Genomic DNA, 22093 nt, shown 5'->3' on the forward strand with positions numbered 1-22093 from the left:
ACCTCCCGCTTAACAATGCATGCAACATCTTCAAGCCCCTCTTGGGCAGTCGGAACTTTTTGGTCAAGCTTTGCTTGCGCAAAGCTTGCTGGGGGGCTAACGCCCCCACACCCCAGAACTTTGCCAACCAAGCCAGCTTTGGGAAAATCAAGCATGAATTCTGAAATCCGCAGGTGAATGAGGGTTTAATATCAAGCCTTGTCATTTGACATTGTTGGGAGTGAAACGCTATCAGATCAACAAGCGTTTTTAGAATTGCACGTCATTTTTCCGCCAGCGCTGAAACTTTGCCTGCGCAAAGTTTCATCAAAGTTTGTGATTCTTTCGTGGATTGCTGTTTAGGAAGGTTTTCACTTGAATTGGCAGTTCTAACTGAGATTCTTTTGAGCTACGCATCTAAAAAGGGTTCGAGTTTTTAGCGCTCCTTGGAGCGCGAGTTGAAGTCGAACCCGTTAAAGAACGCTCTTTTGACAATGAATCCAAAGTACAATCCGACCACTGAAAAACCCACTAAAAATTTAGCCACTCAAAAGGAATCACGACCTTTTGATCAAACTTTTGCTCTGCAAAAGTTTGTACTGGTGGGCCCGCGGGGGTTCGAACCCCGGACCTCCGCCGTGTGAGGGCGGCGTCATAACCAGGCTAGACCACGGGCCCGTCCCCGGAATTAGTGGGCGGAGGGGAAAATATAAAGCTTTCGCTAAGTTTCGTCGAGTATCTCTTTAGGGGCCCCCGCGAAGGCCACCAGGTACTCTGCCTCGACTACGTGGAGCCTGCCCGGAACGACCATAACGTGGGGCTGTCTCCCAAAGTCCTCCCTGATCATGTCCCTGACGTATCCTGCCCTGAGCGTCGGGTTCAGCGAGCCCGCCCTCGCAAGAACCACCACCAGCGTGTCCGGGGTGAAGACGTTTTCCTTCTTCATTTCCTCTACCTGGAGCAGTATTTCCATCGCCTCGTTGGCCGTCATGTAGCGGTTCTGCTCGGCCTTTATGTCGAGGAAGAGCATCGTGTGCAGGTTTCTTTCCATGTTCTCCTTTATCACGTCGTAGTGGCTCGTCGGAAACCAGTTCTTCTCGGGGTAGGCAACGGTTGCGCTCTTGCCAAACTTGTATATCTGCAGTCCGGTTATCGCTATCGCCGAGTAGATGCTCGGGGCGTGAATGACGTAGCTCTCGATTCCCAGCTCCTTGGCCCGTATCCTGAGGTCGGAGTGAGTCGTCGCCACCATTGGATCGCCTGCGGTGAGGAAGGCCACGTCCCTCTCCTTGGCTTCGCTCAGCACAATGCGCTCAAAGTGAAGTTCGACCTCCTCCCTGCTCAGTCGTCGAATTGGCTTTCCGATAAGCTCTTCCACCTTATCCAGGGTAGTACCCGCTAGGAGGGAGGTGTAAAATTCCGCAAAGATTAAGTCGCACTTTCTGGCGGTTTCAAGTCCTTTGAGCGTGATGTCCTTCTCGTCGTAAAGGCCGAGTCCTATGAAGTATATCGCCATGAGCCTCACCGGGGAGCGTAGGGCGGGGAGTTTTTAAGGTTGACTTTGCAAAGCAAAGTTTGTTAGGCAATTGCCGAAAAGCTTATAACGATTGACGAATATTTTACCAACATGCTTGAAAAGGAAAAAGAAGCCCTGGCAAAGAGAATAGCGGGGGAAATAACCCTCTCCTCCGACCCCGGCAAAACCATGCGCAAATGGCGCGAGATCTTCGGAATCAGCCAGACAGAACTCGCCGAATACCTCGGCGTCTCTTCTTCGGTCATAAGCGACTACGAGGGGGGCAGGAGGAAGAGCCCGGGTGCGTCGACCATAAGGAAGTTCGTTGAGGCCCTCCTGGAGATCGACGAGCGTCGCGGTGGAAACGTCATCAAGGCCTTCAGCAAGACCATCGGTAGCGAGCTTCCGACGAGCGCAATACTCGACATCAGGGAATTTGCTCTGCCTCTCACCATTAGAGATCTGGTCGGGGCCGTGAAGGGGGACGTCGTAGCCAACATGCACCTCCTCGACAGGCGCATATACGGTTACACCGTTGTTGACAGCATAAAGGCGATCCTCGAGATGAGCAGCGAGGAGTTCCTCAAGCTCTACGGCTGGACGACGGAGAGGGCACTGATATTCACCAAGGTCACAACTGGAAGGAGCCCGATGATAGCGGTTCGCGTTCAGGGGCTCAAACCGGCCGTTGTGGTTCTTCACGGGGTCAAGAAGCTCGACGAGCTCGCAGTAAAGCTGGCCGAGCGCGAGAGAGTTCCACTAGTCATCTCTCACGCGTCAAGTGAGGCGGAGCTAATAACTGGGCTCAGAAGGCTCGTTGAAAAAACGGAGAAGGAGCTATGAGCTCAATCCAATCTTTCCTTGCGCCACACCCCTCCCTGGGCTAGTCGGGTTAACCTGTCCCGTATATGGGCGAGCACATCGCTCAGTGTTTTCCCATTATCGTATTCCTCCAGTATTGCAAGGAGCTCCTCCCTGCTGTAGTCTTTCATCTCCCTGGCCAGTTCAGTCATCCTCGGATACGCGCGGACTATATTGTCGACTATTGTTATGTCAGCCATTCTCGCCGAACGGGAAAGCGGGTTGAGGTCGACGGTTATCACGAACTTGCCCATCCTCACGAGAGCCTCCGTTCTGTCGCCGTCCTCCAGCGGGACGACCACCACGTCGGCCTTCCAGATGCCTTCCTCGTCAACCTTTCCCCTCTCGTGCTCCAGGCCGGGGATGCGCTTCGTGGGGTTTATTCCGAGGAGCTCCACATCGGGATCGTGCTTCCTCAGCTCCTCGGCTATTGCCCTAACGCGCTCCTCCGTGCGGTAGAACAGGTTTATCTCAAGCCTGGCGTTCAGCGCTTTTGCCAGCTCTATCGTCTCCTTTGGGACTAGTGCTGCAACGTTCCCGTTGACCGAGATGACTGGGTGCTCCGCGAGGAGCAGTTTGGCCACTGCGGCCTTCATTGCCTTCTCGGCTGGTTCTATGGTTCTTTCGCCGATAAGGTAGTCAAAGGCCTCACCGCGGCCGTGGGCTATCAGCCCTGCCTTGGCGGTCATGCCCTTCTCCATCCCCTCGATGATCTTCTCCCTGTAGTACAGGCTCCAGTAGCGCGGGTGGCTCTTCGGTATCTCCACCATTCATATCACCGATTGAAGTTACTCACTCATGCTAAAAAGGCTTCCCAAAGCGGAAGAAGCCCCTATCGGGCTCTAAAGGGGGACGCTCTGGCCTTGTTTTGGGCGAAAAGGAGTTCTAAACCTTTGGTTCAAAAAACTGTTATAAACTCGAAGTTCAGAACTTAAGGTGAACAAAACTGTTCATATGTACGGGAGGTTTCATCCATGTACCGAATTACTGCGAAAGAAGAACTGGATGTTAGGGATTTCTTCATGGAGGTCGAGGCGCCACATGTGGCTAGAGCATGGAAGCCGGGCCAGTTTGTTGTTTTACTGATACACAAGAAGGGCGAGAGGATTCCGATGTCCGTCTATTACGCCGACAGGGAAACCGGAAGGCTGGGGATGTTCATCAGGAGGCACGGGAAGACCACCTTCGACCTCTGGGACAACTTCGACGTTGGCGACTCCCTCTACGCGGTTGCCGGACCGCTCGGGATGCCGATTGAGGTCAAGCACTACGGGAACGTCGTCTTCGTCTCCGACGCCGTCTGCGGCCAGGCCGAGAACTACGCCACGCTCAGGGCAATGAAGGAGGCCGGGAACTACACCATCTCCATCCAGACCTTCGAGGACAGGGCCCACTCCTACCCCGAGAAGTTCTTGGCGAAGCCCGTGGCCGACGAATACTACCTCACCACTGAGGACGGCTCTCGTGGAATCAAGGGACACTACCTCGACGTTCTGAGGGAGCTCATCGAGAAGGACAAGGTGGACATAGTTTTCGGCGGCGGGAAGCTGGGCTCGCTAAAGAAGCTCGCCGAGCTGACCAGGGAGTACGGAATTCCGACCATCGTCACGGTGAGGCAGATAATGGTGGACGGAACCGGCATGTGCGGCTCCTGCAGGATACTCTACGACGGGGAGATAAAGTTCGCCTGCCGCGACGGGCCGATGTTTGACGCCCACAAGGTAGACTGGGACGATGTCATAAGGCGTGACGGTAGATTCGTCCGCGAGCAGGAGATTGCCAAAAAGCACTACCTCGAGTCCAAGGGGGTGGTCTGAATGGCAAGGCCAAAGCTCATCAAGGAACGCGTTCCTACGCCCGAGAGACCCGTTGAGGAGCGGGTTAAGAGCTTCGTCGAGGTCAACCTCGGATACGACTTCGCCTCGGCCGTCAAAGAGGCCGAGCGCTGCATACAGTGTCCTCCGGAGTACGCACCATGTATCAAGGGCTGTCCGGTTCACATCAACATACCGGGCTTCCTGAAGGCCCTCCGCGAGAACGCGGACAATCCAGACGAGGCCGTAAAGAATGCCCTGCGCGTTATCTGGAACGACAACACCCTGCCGGCAGTTACCGGCCGCGTCTGCCCGCAGGAGGATCAGTGTGAAGCGCCGTGTGTCATGGGCAAGGTCGGAGACCCGATAAACATCGGGAAGCTCGAGAGGTTTGTAGCTGACTACGCGCGCGAGAAGGGCATAGACGAGGAACTCCTCTGCGAGTTCAAAGAATCCTGCACCGGAACAGGAGGCTCCGTGGCGGTGGTGGGTGCCGGGCCAGCTGGCCTGACCTGCGCCCTCGAGCTGGCGAAGATGGGTTACAAGGTCACCATCTTTGAGGCCCTTCACGAGGCGGGCGGAGTGCTGATGTACGGCATTCCCGAGTTCAGGCTGCCCAAGGACATCCTCAAAACCGAGCTGGAGAAGCTCGAGAAGCTCGGTGTTGAGGTGAAGACCAACTACATAGTTGGCAAGACGGTTACCATCGAGGAGCTCCTTCAGGAGTACGACGCGGTCTTCATAGGCACCGGGGCTGGAACTCCAAAACTGCTCAACATACCCGGAATACTCCTCGACAGGATATACAGCGCCAACGAGTTCCTCACGCGCGTGAACCTCATGAAGGCCTACAAGTTCCCCGAGTACGACACTCCGATAGCGATAGGGAAGAAGACCATAGTCATAGGCGCCGGGAACACGGCCATGGACGCGGCACGCTCCGCGCTCAGGCTCGGCTCCGAGGTCACGATAGCTTACCGTCGCGGGAGGGAGGACATGACGGCCAGGATTGAGGAAATCCATCACGCCGAGGAGGAGGGGGTTAAGTTCGAGTTCTTCCTCACACCGGTTGAGTTCATCGGCGATGAGAACGGCAAGATCAAGGCGGTTAAGTTCGAGAAGATGCGCCCGCTCGAGGAGAGGGACAAGCGCGGAAAGAGAAAGATAGTCGGAACCGGGGAATACGTGACCCTCGAGGCAGATACAGTCATCATAGCGATTGGTCTGGAGCCCAACAGAATACTGGTTGAGGCCAGCGGTTTTAAGGCCAACCCGGACGGAACGCTGATCGTCGACGAGAACCTCATGACCAGCATACCCGGTGTCTTCGCCGGCGGAGATGCAATAAGGGGAGAGGCAACGGTTATACTGGCGATGGGAGACGGAAAGAAGGCTGCGAAGGCAATAGATGCCTACATCAAGCAGAAGAAGGCAAATGCCTGACCCTTTCTTTTTCTCGCCCCCTACCACTGCCTTTTTCTATCCCCGACGAAGAACTTCATGAAGCCCGAGAAGTCCTCGCCGCGGAAGGCCGCGTAGAGATTCTGGGTCTCCTCCGGAGTGAGCCACTCGATCCTCTCTGGAATTCCCTCCTCAAGGAGGTAGAGTATCTCGTCCCCCTTCCTGGCAACGTCGAGGGTGTAGATTTTTTTCCCGTGCTTCCTGGCCAGCTCGATCTCCCTGACGACCAGGGAGGTGAACTTGCCGACTATGGCTATCGCCACGAATATCTCCGCCTCTGGAATCAGGTGGTCGGTTGTTCTGAGGCCGTAGTCTGAGGGGATTACAAAGTTGTTGGAGCCGAACTTTTCCTCGAGTATCTCAAGAATGGCCTTCTCGGTGTGGGTGTGGTACAGTATCGTGGGCTCGCTCAGGTAGACGAGCGGGCCGTAGGTTTCGCGCTTCTTTTTCTTGAGGAATCCAAGCATGGAACCACCTCAGGTGGGGATAATGTCATCATCTTGGCATCAGGAGGGATGACACTCATCATCGGCAGTACAGAGACGGTCATCTCGTCGCCCTATTCGGGCAAAACTCCCCGAGTTGGGGATTTCAAATCATCGGAAGTGGCCACCATCATCGGAAGTGTTTTTGTGGTCGCAGTTCTTAAACCTTCTGTAATTCCCGGTTGGTAAAATGGGAGCCCCTGTGGGTAGACCAGAACCCCCAATGATTGTGTCATCGGAAGCACCCCTTAATTATATCTCATCTTGGTCTCCTGTGTTGTTTTCGTTGCCTTCCTTGAACACTTTCTCGACTTCGCTGATCATCGAGTCAAGTTCTTCATCACTATATCTTTCCCCTGACTCGTACTTGACACCAGCTGATCTGAATTTTTCGCGAATTTCTTTGATGTCTTCCGCGGTGAAGATTCCAAAGTAGGAAAGGAAAAAGTTGAGTGCTGTTATATAGTCTCCCTCGTTGATTTTTTGCAGGACTGCGGCTTTTAGCATCTCTCTCACGAGGTTATCCCTCTCATCAAACCTTTTCTCGATGTTTTCAGCCCCGAGAACATCGAACAGCATCTTTGCCCGCTCCCGTGGGTCTTCAATATCAATCTCGCCCCGGTTCACCTTCAATCTGAACTGTTTTGCATTTTTCATCATCTTTATAACCTGTTCGTCCCCCAAGAAGAAGATATAATTCCCAAGGACTTTCACCGCAGTCGCAACAATGTCAGAATAGCTGTAACTCTCCCCTAGTGCCATTTTGAGTTTTTTCTTGAACTCTTCGAGTAGAATATACGATTCTGGGGTTAATGTAACAACACCTTTTTTCTTTGCCACAACAACCACCGAGGAATCCTCGCTAAAAACACATATAAATCTTTTTGAAAATGCAGTTTTTTATGGTATGGATACTGTATTTTATGTCGCTACAACAACAGTGACCTTATCGAGCTCGGTTGTGGGTATTTGCTCAGGGAGCTCTGTTACAACAACAGTGTTTTCCACGACAACTGTCGTCTCAAAAAGCACAGCCCCCTCAGAATTCAATAGCCGCACGACGGTCGCCGCCCCGGGCTCAACACCCTCAAAGAGAAGCTGAAGCGCCGCTATTCGCCCCTCGTGGTCGAAAACAAAGTTCACTCGGGCTGTTGGGTGTTCCACCGAGGCAGAAGCCCAATCTGACCCATAACGGGCGCACAAGAGTAGAAGAAAGCCCACGAAGGCTTCCCTTTTCATCGGCATCACCCCCCGAGTGCGATTTCCTCAAGGGCGACCTCCTCGACGGCTTCAACCTCCACAAGCCTCTCCACGAGCTCCGGTTGCTCCTCGAGGTGGTGGACGAACTCGAAGATGAGCTTCCCGGCCTTCACAACCTCACTGAGCTTCTTCGTGCCGTAGCGGTCTCTCAAAGCCTTAATTGGGCACTTCCTCGCCCGCCCGAGGTCACAGTAATCGCAATAGTGGAGAGCGGGCTTCAGATAGCTCTCCTCGTCGAACCGCTCCACCACATCGGCGAGCTTCTGGAGGAGGGCTTCCCGCTTCTCATCGCTTAAAACGAGGCGGGAGAAGTGGCGGTTGGAGGGACGGACATTCAGGACGAACACCTCGTCGAAAAAGAGTGTGTAATACTTCAAAGTCAGATAGTCGTGCACCCATATCCACGATTTACCCCCAAACTCCAGCGAGCGCCCCTTATCCTTGATTTCGAAGCCAATTTCAACCCCGTCCCGGAAGAGGAGGACAAAATCAATAGTTGAGGTAAAACCGACCACCCGGCTGTTTTTGCTCTTAAAGGTGAGAACACAGCTCCTTTCCCAGTCTATCCGCTCCAGCTCGGGGTGTTTCTCTAAGAATTCATCGAGGTGGAGCCTGACGAAGTAGTTGAACACCGTGCCCCGCTTCCGCTTTTGGCGGAACTGGGCGAGCTCCTGACCGCCCCACCGGCCGGCGCCGGATCGGTGGGGGTTTTCCACCTGAAGGCGGCGGATAGCCTCCATTTTCTTAAATGCCTGCCATTCGCATCTTGCATAGGTTGAAAACGGAATGAGGTTTGTAGGGACTTTATGCTCATCTGAGAGGTCATCTTTAACAGCTTCCGCCTCGATACGGGCATATTCCTCGGCGGAAAGGGCATCGAGCCGCTCTTTCAGGTCGAGGACGAACGAGGCAAAAGCCCTCACAACGAGATGGTGCGCCTCGGAAACGGCCCGCGAGACGGGGGGAGCGGAGATGGTGATGCGGGACATTTTACTACCCAGTTAAGTAAATGACAAAAAGTGCTTAAAGGTGTGCACCGTGGTGCAGAAATGAAAGAAGAGGGGGGACGGCTGCCTCCGACCTCAATCCACCTCAACGACCGCGAGCTGGTAAATGGCGGTATGGTGGGGCTGGAGATAGAAGGTGGCCGTGTATCCGTCCCTTTCTGCAAAAACCGGCACATCTCTGGGGAATGCGAGGTAAAATGGCCTCGATACGGTGAAGTCCTCGACTTTGTGCGGCTTGTGATCCGTTTCTCCCCAGACCTCGATGGTGACGGTCGTGTTCGCCTCGGGGAAGTATGCATAGGTTGAATCGTTTTTGTAAGCCGCCAAGATGACCCTATCTCCGTCGCGGAGGTAGTGGGTGTCGTTATACTTGTCCACAACATACCAGTCCCAGATCATTGTGTTGTTCGCTACGGATACTGTAATTCTAACGAGGCGAGGAGCCGGGAGGTTGATTGTCCTCATCGAGGCGATTTCCACGACCTCAAAGCCCGGAAAGACCGCCCTGCTCCCGTCCACAATAACATCGGGCTTTACGAGCTCCAATTCCTTAGTGTGGGGCGGTTTCTTCTTTATCTGAAGAATAGCCTCTCCACCGCGGCAGTTGTAGAGGTAGATGCCATCCCCTGCATCTGGAAACGAGACATCACAATTGTTGATCGTGAGCTCGAAGGGAACTCTAATCGTGAAATTGGAGAGCAGTTTAGTGCCCTTCTCGATGGTGATGGCGCCGGGGGCGCCCGAACCCAGAATCAGCGGTTTCTCGGCGCTCGGGTGGACAACCAAGGCCGCTCCAGGGATTTTTTCAATTTGGCCAACTGGAGGCTTTATGTACTTATCTGCGCTACTGATCGTGAGTTTTAGCGCTTCTGTATCCGTAAGCCTAAACCCTAGGGCGACATCGTTCTCGGGGGCGGTCGGGTCGAGGACTTTCGATGCGGTGACTGCTGTTGTATCACCCTCGCTATGTACGATCGCGGTGGCGGTCGCAACGAGGAGAGTGAACAACACAGCTGAGAATATGAGCTTCTTCGTCGCCTTCAAGCTTTCACCAATAAGAAAATAGAAGAAGCGCTTTAAGACTCGGTATTCATCGGTGCGGTTGTGGGGGTGAGCCCAACAACAGCAAGTCCCATCGGCGCCCGCCCCCGGACGATTGCGACCGCCACGAGGTGATCTTTTCTAACGAAGCGGAGCTTCCAGTCAACCGAGGTGCCCAAATCGACTAGCAGAGAGCCGTCAATCCGGTAAACAAAGTCGGTGAAGGGGTCGCGGTGTTCGATGCGGGGCTTTCTGATGTCGAGCGACTGCCCCTCGGTTACGATACCCGACCACACGACGATTTTCTTCGCCTCAATCGTGAACCGCGGGAAGAAAAACGGCTCCTGACTGAAAAACGGCTCCGGAATTGGTTTATCACCCGGGTAGAGGTGGCACTCCGGGTAGCAGTAGAAATGTACTTCAGCCGGACGGTATTTTACGACCTTGTACATAATCTTCTCCTCACCGTCGATTTTCTCACCGTAGCGCCATATTGCCTTGAAATCGGGGGAAGCACCACGAGGCGGAAGATTTACGATGTAGTGGACTGCGACGACGAGGGCGAGCAGAACTATGGGTGCCGCGACGGCGAGTTTCGTCTTTGAGGCAGGTTTCTCCACATTATCACCATAGAAAAAGAATAGAACAAGTGGTTTAAGCCTCGCGGCTCAGCTTTCGACTGGGACAAATGCAATATTCACCACATCGTGATACCCATCGGGCTTCGCAAAGAGTACGATGTGGTTCTCTCCGAGGTATCTGCCCGACCACTTCGCCCCACCGAGGAAAATAAGCAGTTCTCCCCTTTTTTTGTAGTACTGGTAGCTGTTCATCAGCTGGTTCCACTCAGGGCTGCCCCACTGCGGCCTTCTGACCCCGATACCGCTCGTGGTGGCCGCACCAGTCCAGATGGCGATTTTGTCCGCCTCGATGTATAGATAGCCCGCACTGGCGGGATCGTAGAGGCGAATCTTCATCCCGAAGGGGTTTTTGAGCTCACACTTGTCTTTGCAGTAGATGTCAACCTGAAGGGCATCGTAGACGGAGAGGTTGTAGGAGACGACTGTGTGCTTTTCTATCGCCTCTGCGCGGCTCCAGATGCCTATGAAGTCTTCCTCGGGGGTGTTTGCAGGAGATCCGGGCACGGGCGGTGTTGCGCCGGGAACAACACCCTTCTCGCGGACGAACAGGCCAAAACCGACCGCAAGTGTGGCGGCCACGATCACGATGATATACTTCCAGTTCATTGTTTTCACCAGAATCTATGGTGAAGAAAAGTGTTTAAGGCTCGAATCGCTTCCGGCCGGGGTTTTTTATTTATATAAAAAAACTCTGCAAGAAAGAGAAAAAGGTCAGTTGTTCGGAACGAGGGATATGAAGTTGACTTTGATGTGTACCGGCCGAGAATCCCAGCTTTCTGCGGGGGAAATGCTAACTCTGTTGTAACCCGATGTAGAACTTGCGGCTGGTACGAATTCAATATACATTGGCGCTGTGGTATTATCGTCGCTATATGTCGCATAAACCTGCACGAGTATGAATATACTATTGTTTTCAGAAGTCATTGGCGCGAGACTGGGGTTCACGAATTCAAGTGAGTAGAGTTGCGATGGGTCAACTTGAAGCTCAAGCTCGAACGGCTCGGCATATGTGCGCCTTTCGTCGATATTTAAAGTCTCATTGTTCACACCTACCCAGTTAATCGAAGATACACCCGATGCCGTCGCAGATGGGTCATCTACGAAAATTTCAAGCCCGCTGTCCGTCGTTGTGTCAAATTCGGTTGTGCTAAAATATGCTGTATAATACTGTAGCATTAACGGGTCGTTCAGCCAGCTCCTATCGATGTCGCCCCCTTCCCCATCGGCGGTGCTCTGCTCCTTGCTTAGGACGAGGTGCAAGTATCTGTTCCCAATGAAGCCGTCTTCGACCTCGTTTAGCTCGATGCGCACTTTATAGATGTATATTTTTGTTGTATTGTCATAGCTCTTATCGGCGACCTTGGCGCTTCGTATGGGGAAAGTGGCGCTCACCGGTGCGGTCGCATTCAAATCGAGGTTCATTGGGCTCTTGAACTCGATGTAGGCAACATAGGTGCCGTTCTCGTTGTAAACAGGTATCTCTGTCCCAGACGGCGGGAGTGGAGCGAAGTAGTAGTAATCATAACCCTCCTGCTGTTTGGCGACTTCTCTCGTCGTTTTGTCCCCGAACATACCGAGGACACCGAGTGCCCGGTCTTTGTAGAACACGACAGCCAGCACAGCAATACCCACCAGGAGCAGTCCTATAATCAGCCTCTGCATTGTGGTTTCACCACAATATATAATAACCAAAACCCTTTAAGCCTCGTCACTTCTCCGGAGGGTTTACATACAACAAAAGACTGTGCCCCGGCCAGTTCCGTGAGTTTCTGACTCTTGGGGTGGAATCGTCGGGTCAGCCGTTTACCCACTCACAATAGATAGAGTCCCCGAATCCCACGACACTGACTATGGTACAACATTCTTGAAAAAAAAAGTAAAGTGGGTCAGGTCTTCACGAATGACCTGCGGAACCTCATCAGGATAGGCTTATCTCTCGAGATATAGCTTGAGAGCATAAAGAACTCGTGAAACTGCTCGCTCCTCATATTAACGATGTAATCGACCAGCCTCTCGTTAAATCTGTAGTAGTTCTTCAGCTGGCGGGCTTTGTTCTCGGAAAGGAGGCCGATGAAGACGGTGTTCAACTGCTCGAGTATCCTGTTGTCAATATCATCGGGGCTCTGGCTCGCTATCAGCATTGCGATGTTGAACTTCCTGACTTCCTTGATCATCTTCACAGCCGTCGCCACGAAGGTGTCCCCGAAGCGGCCGATGAGGCTCTTCAGCTCGGCGGTGTTGAAGTAGTTGTGCGCCTCGTCTATGAAGAGCACGATGGGGAGGCAGAGGTAGTCTGGGTTCTGCTGGTAAATGCTCATTCTGTAGCGGTAAAGTTCTTTGAGGAGCTTATGAACCATTAAGAGCGCTACAGTGGTTTCTACCCTTTGTCCCGCACCCGCCGAGGGTAGGCGGACAATAGTTACAGTGTAGGGTTTATCAATCTCCTCGACCCTGACCCGCTCATCTCCAGCAAAATCCCTCGTAATGGGGTTCCTTGCGAGGTTGTAGATGCGAGTGAAGACCCCAGTCCAGCTCTTTTTGTATTCCTTGATGTCGCTGACCCCAATTTCTGCAAGAACCTCCTCGGCGCTCTTCTCTTCGGCCCACCTCACGAGGTCGGTGAAGGTTTTTATGTCCTCGTGGTGCTTTATGTAGTCGAAGAGCTTTGTGAGCAAGTATTCCTGCTTCTGTCCGATGGCATCTTTCCCGCTCGAGCTCATCACTGTTGTCAAAGTTATGAAGTCGTCAGTCGTCATTTCGGAAAGCGGCACCTGGAAAGCTCTGTCCGTCCCGAACTCCTCGGCGAGGCTCTTTATCGTGATGGACTGCACTTTTAGGTTCTTCCCGCTCTTGCGGGCGAGGTCTTCGAGCTTTTTGAGGGCGAACCACTCACCGCTGACATCGAACACCACAACGGGGATGCCCCGGCGGATAAGCTCTTCAAGGGCGACGGAGGCGCCGTAAGACTTACCCGAACCAGACTTTCCAAAAATGCCCGAGTGGTTGTTCCCGAAGCTCTTAAAGGGCAGAGCGACCGCCGAGCCGTCAATCGTGTGCCCGATGCCGAGGAAAATTGCATTACTCAGTTCTCCGAGCTTCTCTCTCAGCTCCTCGGGCTTGAGAATGTACTTGATAATCTGCTTTATCCTCATAAGCTCGGCATCGAAACCGTTTTTTCCTGCCTGCTCGTATATGTCTTCGTGAGGCATAATGACCATTTCCTCGTGCTTCTCTATCCTGACCGGACGGTCTCCGGCCACGACGATGCCCTCGGAGATGGGGGCGGCCTGTCCTGCACTTGTGGCCGCTGGTGGGCTTCTGAGCCTTCCGGGGGCGCTCTCCTCACGGAGGCGGGCGAGGTCACTCGCGGTGAGGGCGCCGCGGGGAACGACGACCATCCGGCTCTCGACTTTCAATGGCGCCGGCTCAGCGGCCTTCTTGAAGAGGTAGAAGTTCATCGCCGCAACGACGAGGAAGACGACGACCGCGGCGGTGGCGGTTTCTGAAATGAAGTCGCCCGAAAGGGCATAGCCCGCGACGAAGAGCCCGATGGGCGCTGTGAGGAAAAGCGCGAAGATGACCGCGGCTATTAACCAGCCGGTTCTCATAGTTTCACCACACTGTATATAGAAGAAAGACCTTAAGCCTCAGGCTTTTTAGGGCGACAGTCGTCGTAACAACCACCGTTCTCTCGGGCTTGCTTCGTGGTAGGCCAAGGCGCCCAGCATAACGAGCGCCAAAAAGCCCAGGATCGCCGGCTTCCAAAGGACAAGGACAACCCCGGAAACGATGGCGATCACTCCGATGAGATTGTCAACGACTTCATCGCCAAGCTCCAATGTCACCACCGTGGAAAAATAAGAAAAAGTGGCTTAAGACCTCAGCAGGTTCGGGAGCACAGGGAGAATTATCGCGAGGAGGAGCGAGTACAGGATAATGAACTCCGGCAAAACCCTCTGCGGCCACGGGAGCCACAACAGGGCGGAGATGGGGGCGACGAGGGCGAGAACAAAGAAGAACTTGACGATACCCCGGCCGGTGCGCCCAAGCGGCCTGTACGGCCCGTAGCTGGCCGTCTGCTTCGAATATTCCTCGAGAAGGTCGAGGGGGTCGATCTCAATAATCGCCTTGTATTCGTTCCGCTTCTTCTTCCGCCCCCTCGTCTTCCGAACAGACACGGGTGCGCGGACATTTTTCTTCTTTTTCCGCCTCGCGGCCATTTTCACCACCCCTCAGATGACCGTAACCCGTGGGATCACCGCTCCGCAGGTGTGATAAACCTGGAACCCCTTTATGACGACTTCCTCCCTCCAGCGCTCGTCGGTCGGGCTTATAACAAGCTGGTGGCCATCTTCGCAGAAAACCCGGGCTCCCTGCAGGTTTTTGAGGAGAACCGACGGCTCGGGAACCCTAAAAACACGAGCGGGCGCCACAGGGCAGATGCGGGTGATGGCATAGGTGTTCTCTTCATTGTCTTCGAAGAAAATCAGCTTCACCGGGTTCGTCAGTAGGGCATACTTCTCCTTGAGGGCAGTATCAACCGAGTGGAGCGGCCGAAAGTCGTTGTTGTAGAAAAAGAGGCCGATATCCCGACCGTTGAGTATCGACGAGGTTTTCCCGAGGCGGTGGGCGAACTCCTGAAGGAGGCCGTCTTTCTCCTCGTCGTAACGAACCGCCTCGTAGAGCGCCGCAAAAGTGTTAATATAAGCCCTCTCCACTCCAAAGTTCCAATCGTGCCTCAGTATCACTTTCTCCGCTCTGCGGAGCCAGTCGGCCTTCGTGAGGTCGCAGAAGAGGTCTAAAACCGCTTGGGCAGTTTTGGACTGCGCACTTATCACATTATCACCATACAACAAGTATAGAAAAGTCTTTAAGACTCGAGTTCATCTGCGAGGATGCCCAGTCGGCGGTAGAACTCCAGCTCCCTTTTCGTTGCCTTTCTCGGCCAATGGACAACGACTCGGGGTTCATAGTCATAGAAAACGAACTTCCGCACTTTGAAGTTAGCCACTACGGTGTAAATGCTTGTGAGGGCAACGGAGGTCGTGAAAGCGAGGGCGAGCTGTCTTATGAACCCAGGGGACAATTTCAAGGCGGTAGAGCTCGCCGCCAAGGCGAGGAGGGCGATCAGGAAGGGAATGACAATATCCCTGTTCATAACACTCCACCTCCAATTAAAAATAAGTAGAAAAGTGTTTAAGGGTTCAAAGTCTTTTCTCAAGGCTTAAATGCACGAGGTATGCGAGGACAAGCGCATTTATCAACCCCTCATCGTCGAGCACCCTGTCCTCTTCTTTCACATCTTTATCATCATAGAGTTCATTCAACTGCACTTCGATGAAGCGCTTCACGAGTGCCTCGAACCTATCCATAGTTTTCGCTACACTTTCCCATTCTTGTGGTGCTTGGCCATATATGTCAACAAGGTTGCCTCTCTGGTCATCTGCAACATCTGCCCTCGCAACAATATGATCGACTTCGAACTTATCTTTTTCAACGAATTTACCCTCGAGGAATGTGTCTTTTGAATCGTGTTCATCGCGAGGGATGAGCCTGTAGAGCACAAAAGCTTCCTGACCGAGGTCGTTTATAAACCTTTCAAGCACGATGTAATTCCTGTTTTTAAAGAGTGCATATGTCGCCGTGAAATGTATATCATCGTCCCACAGGTATGTAGCTTCAATTTTGAGAGGTTCGACCTCTTCAATCCCTGATTTCGTGACTTCGAAGACCCTAATGAGCCAGAGTTCCCTGTTCTCTTTCCAGTTCTTTTCAACGACAACATCTCTGTCTTTTTCAACATCATACACTTGTGCGAAGTAGTTTTTAAAGAGGCACCTCGGCGATATTTCATAATTCCGAGGTTCTTCTTTTAACAGGCACATATCAACTGATAGTGTTATGAGCTTCACATCACAAACATCAACACTGCCGATGAGCGCCTCGTGCCCGAGTATCGCTTCAAAATCGATGTGTTTTTTACCAACCGGCTTCATCGTTTCACCAACATAATCATATAACAAAAATCCCTTAAACTGACTGTTACAATCGGCACCCAGAAATCCGGGCAATTCCCAATTATGTCACCACAGAAAGTTATATTGTGTTACACTATCACAACCAAAATCGGACAAAATAGAAAGAAGCCTGACCGGGGCGCTCAGCCGGTTTCATAGTCGCCAAAAGCCTCATCTGCAAGGATACGGCTCAGAAGAGCTTCAACCTCACGAACCCGGGGGTCATCGGAGTCGAACCCTATTTTTTCTTCTGGTTCTTTTTCTTCGAGGTCGGGGAGGGGGAAGGGGAGCTTTTCGGCTGTGAGGCCGTTTTTTTGCCTGAGCTCCTCAACGAGGGCTTTGTGGTCGTCAACGAGATCGTCCCAGGCCAGCCTGCCCAGAGCGGTGAGGAAGGGGTCGAACAGGGATATGATGTGGATTTTCTCCACCTCGGCGACGGCTTCAACAATCTCCAGCTCGGTAAGGAGCTCTCTGAGGCGGAAGAAGCCTTCGAGCACCTCGATCTTGATGTCTTCCTCGTCGAAGAAGCCGGCTTCATAGGCTTGCAGGAGGGCGGTAACCTCGTCGAAGAGTTTTTCTATCTCCTTCACGACCTCTTCCCTGCGGGCAGAGATAATGACGGTCGCGGCGGGCTTCTCGGCGCTCACAAAGAGGGGGGCGACCTTTTCGAGGACAGTGCGGGCTTCGCGGGGGCTAACGATGTTTTCGAGCACTTCGAACACTTTGCGGTCGTCCATACTTTCACCAATAGTAATAGTGGACAAAGGGGTTTAAGACTCGTGGGTTGTGGCGGCGACGAGAAATTTTATATATCTCAAGTGGATATATGTGGGTAGGTATATATGGGGGTACTGGGATATGGGGTTGAGAAATCTCGAGGAACCGGAGGAGATAAAGGAGTTCATCAGAAAAGTCAGGGCTGACCTCGGAGGAGACAACAACATAGATAGCGATGCTCTCGCTGTATGGACTTTCAATAAACTTCCAAAATACTTCTGGGACAACTGGAAGGCTGAACTAAAGGAAATGGGTATAAAATGGCAATTGTTTCTCAAAGTGCTCAAGATGCATACTGACGACTTTATAAAATGGGCACTCTATGGCAAGATGGAGTGGAGCGAAGTCGTCGAGAGAGTCAGCTCGACGGTAGAGCAGTATGCGGAAAAGAGGTGATAAGGTTGGAGAGAAAGCTCGACGAATTCATCGGGGCAAGTACAAAACCCGTGAAGAAGATCAAAGAGCTGGAAAAGCTTGGTGAGAACAAATACCGCGACAAATCGTGGGACTTCACAACGGCCGACACCAAAATCCTTACTCACGGCCTCCACAGCTATCCAGCAATGATGATCCCGCAGGTTGCGCGAAAGGCTATCGAACTTTGGGGTAAAGGCGCGAAATACATCCTCGACCCGTTTATGGGGAGTGGTACCGTCCTCGTTGAAGCCAAAATCCACGATATCAACTCATACGGCTTTGACATAAACCCTCTGGCCGTCCTTCTGGCTAAGGTTAAAACAACACCCATAGATCCAAGACTTCTGAAAAAAGAGTTCGACCACATAGTCGAGGGAACAAGAGAGAAAATCGAAAAGCTGAACAAGGGACAGCTCGATGTGGAGATTCCGGACTACTACAACATAGATTACTGGTTCAAGCCCCACATATCGAAACAGCTTGTCTTGCTCAAGGAGGAGATATGGGCCGTCGAGGATGAGGATGTTCGTGACTTTTTCAAGGTGGCATTCAGCGAGACGGTTAGATATGTGAGCAATACGAGAAACTCCGAACATAAACTCTACCGCATTCCCGAAAACAAACTCGCCACCTGGAACCCCGATGTCCTGCAGACATTCATAAAATATGCGCGGAGAAACATACAGAAAATGGGGGAGTTCTATAGGATAGCAAGAGATAAAGAGGCTTTGGCCGAACCGATGTTTCACAATGTCCTCAAACCAGCCAAAATTAAAAAGATCGATATGGTACTCACATCACCACCCTACGGAGATAGCCGCACGACGGTGGCCTACGGCCAGTTTTCTCGACTTTCATTACAGTGGATGGATTTGGACTACGAGTATGTCCGGAAGATTGACAAAATCGCGCTCGGTGGAAAGCCGACGAAGACATTGGAGCACGATATCCCTTCTGAGAGGCTCGATAAGGTTATCCAGAAAATAGCGGAGATCGACGAGAAGAGGGCGCGGGATGTCCTGAGTTATTTCGTGGACTTCTATAAGGCTAGTAAAATCCTTGACAACTACCTCAACGATGGAGGATATGTAGTCTTCGTTGTCGCCAACCGCACGGTGAAGGGCATCAGGATACCAACCGATGAGATTTATGTCGATATGTTCAGGAGTTTTGGCTATAAGCACGAGATTACCTTTGTAAGGACAATTCCAAACAAACGGATGCCTCATAGGGTCTCCCCGAGCAATAAAAAAGGAGAGACAGTCAGCACGATGGCATACGAGAATATCGTAGTTCTTAGGAAGATATAGTTTCTTTTTCGTCCATCTTTTCAAGCCATCTGAAAAGACTTTTCTCTTTTCCATCATTAGGGTTTTTGTCTGGTTCTTCACTGGAACTCCGCTCTTCCAGTAATTTCTGGATATCTCCAAGCAGATGGGAAAGTTTATACAATCCTTCACGATAGTAGGGAATTTTCTCCTGATACCCCTTGTAAACTTCTATTTCATTCATCAGCACCCGAATCTTATTCTCGAGATTCTGGATGTCGACTTCTAATTTTGAACGGATTTTGGTACTTGGTAGCTTCTTCCCAAGTTGCCGTTTCTTTTTGGATAGTTTTTCATTGGTTTTGTCCATCTTTTCCTGAAGTTTGGAAATCCTTTCCCCTATGGCCTTCTCGAGTTCTTCGAGAGCATCCGAGAGCACATAGAAACGATCGTCTCTCACATATACCCTTTCCACCCCCGAGTCCATCAGGGCAAATATTGGATATAGAGTTATCTTTTCATCCAAGGTTACGAACCACATTTTGAGGTGTTCTTCAGGATACCTTATTTTCAGGACAGCAAGTTCCCCAACGACTTCGCGCCATCTCTCTCGTACTCTATGTTTTGCCGAGATTAGTAAAAAATCGGAAGGTGAGAGTGGAAAATTCCCTGTTACATACTTCTCTAATTCGACCCTTGCAGGGATGTTTCTTTTTAGTGGGACAATGAAATCAATATTTTCCCCAGCTCTTCGTCGTATTGTCTTATCTTTCCCTTTACTCACGGTCAAGGGATATATTGGGATGAAACTCTTTCTGACATAGGGGATATCCGCTTTATCAAGGAACACTGACAGTACAATTTCAAAGGCATCGCCTCCTCTCGAGAATTTGCTTTGGAAAAACGACTCTGTAAATTTTTGTATCTTCTCTGAAAAACAATCATCGGATTCTTTGGTATTTTCACCAAATTCCTCGTTACATTCCTGTCTGACACGGTCTCTATATTCCTTCAGTATCTCGTCACGGTGATTTAGATAGAGATCGCGCGACTTCAGTATAATGTCGGCTATAGCGCTCGATATCCCTTCCGAGTTTAGCAGGGTGTCGATATCATACCCAAGTTCTGATATTGCGCGCTCTATCAGCCGGTGTGTAGGAGGGACATTCTCTGTAATCCTTTTGTTATATTCCCCCATTGGGCCTCCCCCTCATAACAACAACAGCAACGGGATATAATCCGTTATTTTCTTCGTCCCCCCACGGTGACGATCCTTTTCTAGGATAATCGGTTTCTCACAGTCGATGTCTTCGGGGATTTTTTCTCCCAACAAGTCGATCTCCCGAGCATAAAGTTCGAGTATGTCCCTCTTTCGGATTCTCCAAGCTGTCCCGTGGTTGTGCGGACGACCATCAGGATAACGGCCGAAACGAATATCAAGAACGATTTTTCCTTCTTTCACGAGTTCTATGAATCTCTCGGCGCTAAAACCCGAGTACAGTTTTGCACTTTTCAGCCTAAACTCTTCACTACCTTCTCTCCTTCGGGTTTCTGCCTCAATAACGAGCAGACATCCGCTCAATTTTCTCGCGATCCGATTTAGAATCTCTTCTACCGGATAGCAAACGACGACATCATTTGGAAGTTTTGGGTTTGCAGGGTTGAACTTCTTCTTTGTTACGACACACACCACTTTTTTTCCATCAATCTCCCGGATGTCAAGTTTAAACTGCTGTGTATTGGAAGTATATTTGTGTGCATAGACTGTGATATGAAAAACGGGGCCACCGTTTTCATCTCCAGTCTTTTCGAAATTATTCACAAGACACTCAAGTGTCCAGCCGACATTTCTATACTCTCTTGGTGGTTCGAAAGTTATGAGGGTCACCAGACTTGAAGTGTAACTGCGGGAACTCTTAACTTCGATTCCCCCAATATCGGGAAGCTGTATGTTGTTCTCCTTTATTCCAAGTAGATCTTCGAAAGTTTTTCCGATACCAGTATCGTGCCGCCTTTTCGATGGGATCCACCCCATCTCTTTTATCTCCAAGAGGCGCTGTTTCAACTCCGCCAGAGATTTTATTTCGGTCATTTCCCCCACCATCATAGACACCCGGTTCGGAGATATGGTTGCTTGGACTCATAAAGTTGACGGGCCCGAATTGTAAGGTGGGTTCACTGGTAACAGATACTACTATAAACCCACCACAGGTAAAACAATTGGGGGTGGAAAACGGGGTGGTCTTGGAGGAGATTTTGGGACTCACCGGGATTGTCGCAGGGGACAGGCGAAAACTAACCACGGCTATCAAAACCGCACAGGCTGTATTCTTCTACTATTCGTTGATCTTGCTGGTTGTTTTGTTGCTTCCCCAGGGGACTGCAGTACTCAAGATCTTCGGGTTGGCCATTTTCGTGGGCACTTACCTACTTTTCCGCATCGGGCTGAAACGAAGAAGTAGGGGGCGGATGAAAGAGAAGAGGGAAGCGATTTTCAAGGCCCTCAAAAAGATGGTCGTCAACTTGATGAAGAAACCAACAACCGATATGGACGAGGCAGTCAGGGAGATAGGAGAAGAACTCTCCAAACTCTTCATAAAAATCCCCCTCTCGGTGTGGGTTTTGGATGCTCTCAGGGAGTTCGAGCGGCTCCTATTCCCAGCTGTTGTTCTGTACTTCCTTTTCTATAAACTGCTCTTGATCTGGTGGGTTGAGGCGCTCGAATATCTCAAACCAACGACGGCAAACCTCGAGGCGGGAGTTGTTGGTTATCTTGCGGCCACGGTGTTAATCTCGCTCCTCAGCATCGACATAACACTCTTCGAAAAGGCGATTCGGAAGAAATACCGCAAGGACAGGCTGAAATTCTATGCCAGCTGGGTGGGATTTGGTATTTATTACCTCCTTGGGCCGCATTTCCTGTTCGTTTTTATGTTTCAGGAGCTCACAGAGATTGAGCCAAAAACATCAGAGTACCTGCTTCGGTACAAATCCGGAACCAGCCTCAATAAAACGAGGCCTGTCGAGAACGAGGCCTTGGAATTCTTGAAGGTTATTACTCACGATTACGAAGTCAGACCCATACTCAATCCAGAGAAGGTTATCAGCGACCACGGAGAGATGGTCTCAAATATCGATTATATGTTTCAGAGCGCGGCGCCTACAGCCGTCGGAACACTGAGAAACACCTATGTTGTTATAGATAACAACACTGGGCGACTTTCGATAATCCACATAGTTCTTGAGAGGGTGGTTGAGGAGCGGTCGCGGTTCTGGGTGGTGATGCGGGGGCCAAAGTTAGATATGAAGTACAACCATTTCATTCGGGTCTCCGAAGTGTACTTCAAAGGAAGCATCGTAGGCGAGGTGGTGCGGAAAATATCGGATGAGATGGACGGCTGAAATCGGACAAAACCCTCGATTTGTAGCGCGACAAAATCACAACCACTTTGTCCCACTGCAGTTGTTCTATCAACCCGAGCCCGCCTCTCTGTGGGACAAAACCCTTTCTACCATAATTGTCCTGAAGAGGACAAAAGGTTTATATAT

The 22093-nt window shown here is 51.3% G+C and carries 25 protein-coding genes and 1 tRNA gene; 6 read left to right on the plus strand and 20 right to left on the minus strand.

Annotation, left to right across the window (positions count from 1 at the left end):
- Positions 1 to 579: 579 nt before the first annotated feature.
- Positions 580 to 657 (minus strand) — tRNA-Val (locus tag E3E25_RS00005).
- Between the two features lie 43 nt (positions 658 to 700).
- A complete protein-coding gene (gene dph5, locus E3E25_RS00010; RefSeq protein ID WP_167892530.1) occupies positions 701 to 1495 on the minus strand; it encodes a diphthine synthase in 795 nt (264 codons plus the stop codon).
- Positions 1496 to 1606: 111 nt separating this feature from the next.
- On the opposite strand from dph5, the gene E3E25_RS00015 reads away from it, so the two are divergent.
- Positions 1607 to 2338, plus strand: a complete 732-nt coding sequence (locus E3E25_RS00015; protein WP_167891330.1) for a helix-turn-helix domain-containing protein — start codon at positions 1607 to 1609, stop codon at positions 2336 to 2338.
- A 2-nt stretch (positions 2339 to 2340) separates the two neighbouring features.
- On the opposite strand, the gene E3E25_RS00020 is transcribed toward E3E25_RS00015, so the two are convergent.
- Positions 2341 to 3126, minus strand: a complete 786-nt coding sequence (locus E3E25_RS00020) for a 4-phosphopantoate--beta-alanine ligase (RefSeq protein ID WP_167891331.1) — start codon at positions 3124 to 3126, stop codon at positions 2341 to 2343.
- Positions 3127 to 3330: 204 nt separating this feature from the next.
- Between E3E25_RS00020 and E3E25_RS00025 the strand changes: the two genes are divergently transcribed.
- Together E3E25_RS00025 and gltA are read left to right on the plus strand one after the other, a co-directional pair.
- Positions 3331 to 4173 (plus strand): sulfide/dihydroorotate dehydrogenase-like FAD/NAD-binding protein, encoded by an 843-nt coding sequence (locus E3E25_RS00025; RefSeq protein ID WP_167891332.1) that lies wholly within the window; start codon positions 3331 to 3333, stop codon positions 4171 to 4173.
- Entirely contained in the window at positions 4174 to 5613 is a 1440-nt protein-coding gene (gene gltA / locus E3E25_RS00030; RefSeq protein ID WP_167891333.1) for an NADPH-dependent glutamate synthase, read from the plus strand.
- A gap of 20 nt (positions 5614 to 5633) precedes the next feature.
- Here gltA and E3E25_RS00035 read toward each other — a convergent pair whose 3' ends face one another.
- From E3E25_RS00035 to E3E25_RS00105, 15 genes are all read right to left on the minus strand, one after another.
- Positions 5634 to 6098, minus strand: coding sequence for a hypothetical protein (locus tag E3E25_RS00035; RefSeq protein WP_167891334.1), 465 nt, complete (start codon positions 6096 to 6098; stop codon positions 5634 to 5636).
- A gap of 270 nt (positions 6099 to 6368) precedes the next feature.
- The gene (locus tag E3E25_RS00040; RefSeq protein WP_167891335.1) at positions 6369 to 6965 is read right to left on the minus strand and encodes a hypothetical protein; all 597 of its coding nucleotides are present in this window, start codon (positions 6963 to 6965) and stop codon (positions 6369 to 6371) included.
- Between the two features lie 72 nt (positions 6966 to 7037).
- Complete coding sequence (locus tag E3E25_RS00045) at positions 7038 to 7361, minus strand: hypothetical protein (RefSeq protein WP_167891336.1); 324 nt, start codon at positions 7359 to 7361, stop codon at positions 7038 to 7040.
- Entirely contained in the window at positions 7361 to 8365 is a 1005-nt protein-coding gene (locus E3E25_RS00050) for a hypothetical protein (RefSeq protein ID WP_167891337.1), read from the minus strand. The genes E3E25_RS00045 and E3E25_RS00050 overlap by 1 nt, the downstream gene beginning before the upstream one ends.
- A 93-nt stretch (positions 8366 to 8458) precedes the next feature.
- Positions 8459 to 9427, minus strand: coding sequence for a hypothetical protein (locus tag E3E25_RS00055; protein ID WP_167891338.1), 969 nt, complete (start codon positions 9425 to 9427; stop codon positions 8459 to 8461).
- A gap of 32 nt (positions 9428 to 9459) precedes the next feature.
- Positions 9460 to 10044: a hypothetical protein gene (locus E3E25_RS00060; protein ID WP_167891339.1), complete on the minus strand. Its 585-nt coding sequence runs from the start codon at positions 10042 to 10044 to the stop codon at positions 9460 to 9462.
- 48 nt (positions 10045 to 10092) lie between these two features.
- Positions 10093 to 10671, minus strand: coding sequence for a hypothetical protein (locus tag E3E25_RS00065; protein WP_167891340.1), 579 nt, complete (start codon positions 10669 to 10671; stop codon positions 10093 to 10095).
- 105 nt (positions 10672 to 10776) lie between these two features.
- Positions 10777 to 11727, minus strand: a complete 951-nt coding sequence (locus E3E25_RS00070; protein ID WP_167891341.1) for a hypothetical protein — start codon at positions 11725 to 11727, stop codon at positions 10777 to 10779.
- A 224-nt stretch (positions 11728 to 11951) separates the two neighbouring features.
- Positions 11952 to 13673: an ATP-binding protein gene (locus E3E25_RS00075; RefSeq protein ID WP_167891342.1), complete on the minus strand. Its 1722-nt coding sequence runs from the start codon at positions 13671 to 13673 to the stop codon at positions 11952 to 11954.
- 48 nt (positions 13674 to 13721) lie between these two features.
- Positions 13722 to 13904 carry a hypothetical protein gene (locus tag E3E25_RS00080; protein ID WP_167891343.1) on the minus strand — a complete coding sequence of 61 codons (183 nt, stop codon included), beginning with the start codon at positions 13902 to 13904 and terminating at the stop codon, positions 13722 to 13724.
- A gap of 33 nt (positions 13905 to 13937) precedes the next feature.
- On the minus strand, positions 13938 to 14291 hold the full coding sequence (locus E3E25_RS00085; RefSeq protein WP_167891344.1) for a hypothetical protein: 354 nt from the start codon (positions 14289 to 14291) through the stop codon (positions 13938 to 13940).
- 6 nt (positions 14292 to 14297) lie between these two features.
- On the minus strand, positions 14298 to 14903 hold the full coding sequence (locus E3E25_RS00090) for a hypothetical protein (RefSeq protein WP_167891345.1): 606 nt from the start codon (positions 14901 to 14903) through the stop codon (positions 14298 to 14300).
- A 32-nt stretch (positions 14904 to 14935) separates the two neighbouring features.
- Complete coding sequence (locus E3E25_RS00095; RefSeq protein WP_167891346.1) at positions 14936 to 15223, minus strand: hypothetical protein; 288 nt, start codon at positions 15221 to 15223, stop codon at positions 14936 to 14938.
- 46 nt (positions 15224 to 15269) lie between these two features.
- Positions 15270 to 16061 (minus strand): hypothetical protein, encoded by a 792-nt coding sequence (locus E3E25_RS00100; RefSeq protein WP_167891347.1) that lies wholly within the window; start codon positions 16059 to 16061, stop codon positions 15270 to 15272.
- Between the two features lie 164 nt (positions 16062 to 16225).
- On the minus strand, positions 16226 to 16819 hold the full coding sequence (locus E3E25_RS00105) for a hypothetical protein (protein WP_167891348.1): 594 nt from the start codon (positions 16817 to 16819) through the stop codon (positions 16226 to 16228).
- 91 nt (positions 16820 to 16910) lie between these two features.
- Between E3E25_RS00105 and E3E25_RS00110 the strand changes: the two genes are divergently transcribed.
- Positions 16911 to 17255: a hypothetical protein gene (locus tag E3E25_RS00110; RefSeq protein ID WP_167891349.1), complete on the plus strand. Its 345-nt coding sequence runs from the start codon at positions 16911 to 16913 to the stop codon at positions 17253 to 17255.
- Between the two features lie 5 nt (positions 17256 to 17260).
- Complete coding sequence (locus E3E25_RS00115) at positions 17261 to 18586, plus strand: DNA methyltransferase (protein ID WP_167891350.1); 1326 nt, start codon at positions 17261 to 17263, stop codon at positions 18584 to 18586.
- Here E3E25_RS00115 and E3E25_RS00120 read toward each other — a convergent pair.
- On the minus strand, positions 18573 to 19742 hold the full coding sequence (locus E3E25_RS00120; RefSeq protein ID WP_167891351.1) for a hypothetical protein: 1170 nt from the start codon (positions 19740 to 19742) through the stop codon (positions 18573 to 18575). The genes E3E25_RS00115 and E3E25_RS00120 overlap by 14 nt on opposite strands.
- A 12-nt stretch (positions 19743 to 19754) precedes the next feature.
- Positions 19755 to 20648 (minus strand): MvaI/BcnI family restriction endonuclease, encoded by an 894-nt coding sequence (locus E3E25_RS00125; RefSeq protein ID WP_167891352.1) that lies wholly within the window; start codon positions 20646 to 20648, stop codon positions 19755 to 19757.
- Between the two features lie 65 nt (positions 20649 to 20713).
- Between E3E25_RS00125 and E3E25_RS00130 the strand changes: the two genes are divergently transcribed.
- Positions 20714 to 21946: a hypothetical protein gene (locus E3E25_RS00130; protein WP_167891353.1), complete on the plus strand. Its 1233-nt coding sequence runs from the start codon at positions 20714 to 20716 to the stop codon at positions 21944 to 21946.
- The last annotated feature ends 147 nt before the right edge of the window (positions 21947 to 22093 follow it).

Origin of the sequence: Thermococcus sp. MAR1, assembly GCF_012027305.1 — an archaeon.
Classification (GTDB): Archaea; Methanobacteriota_B; Thermococci; order Thermococcales; family Thermococcaceae; genus Thermococcus.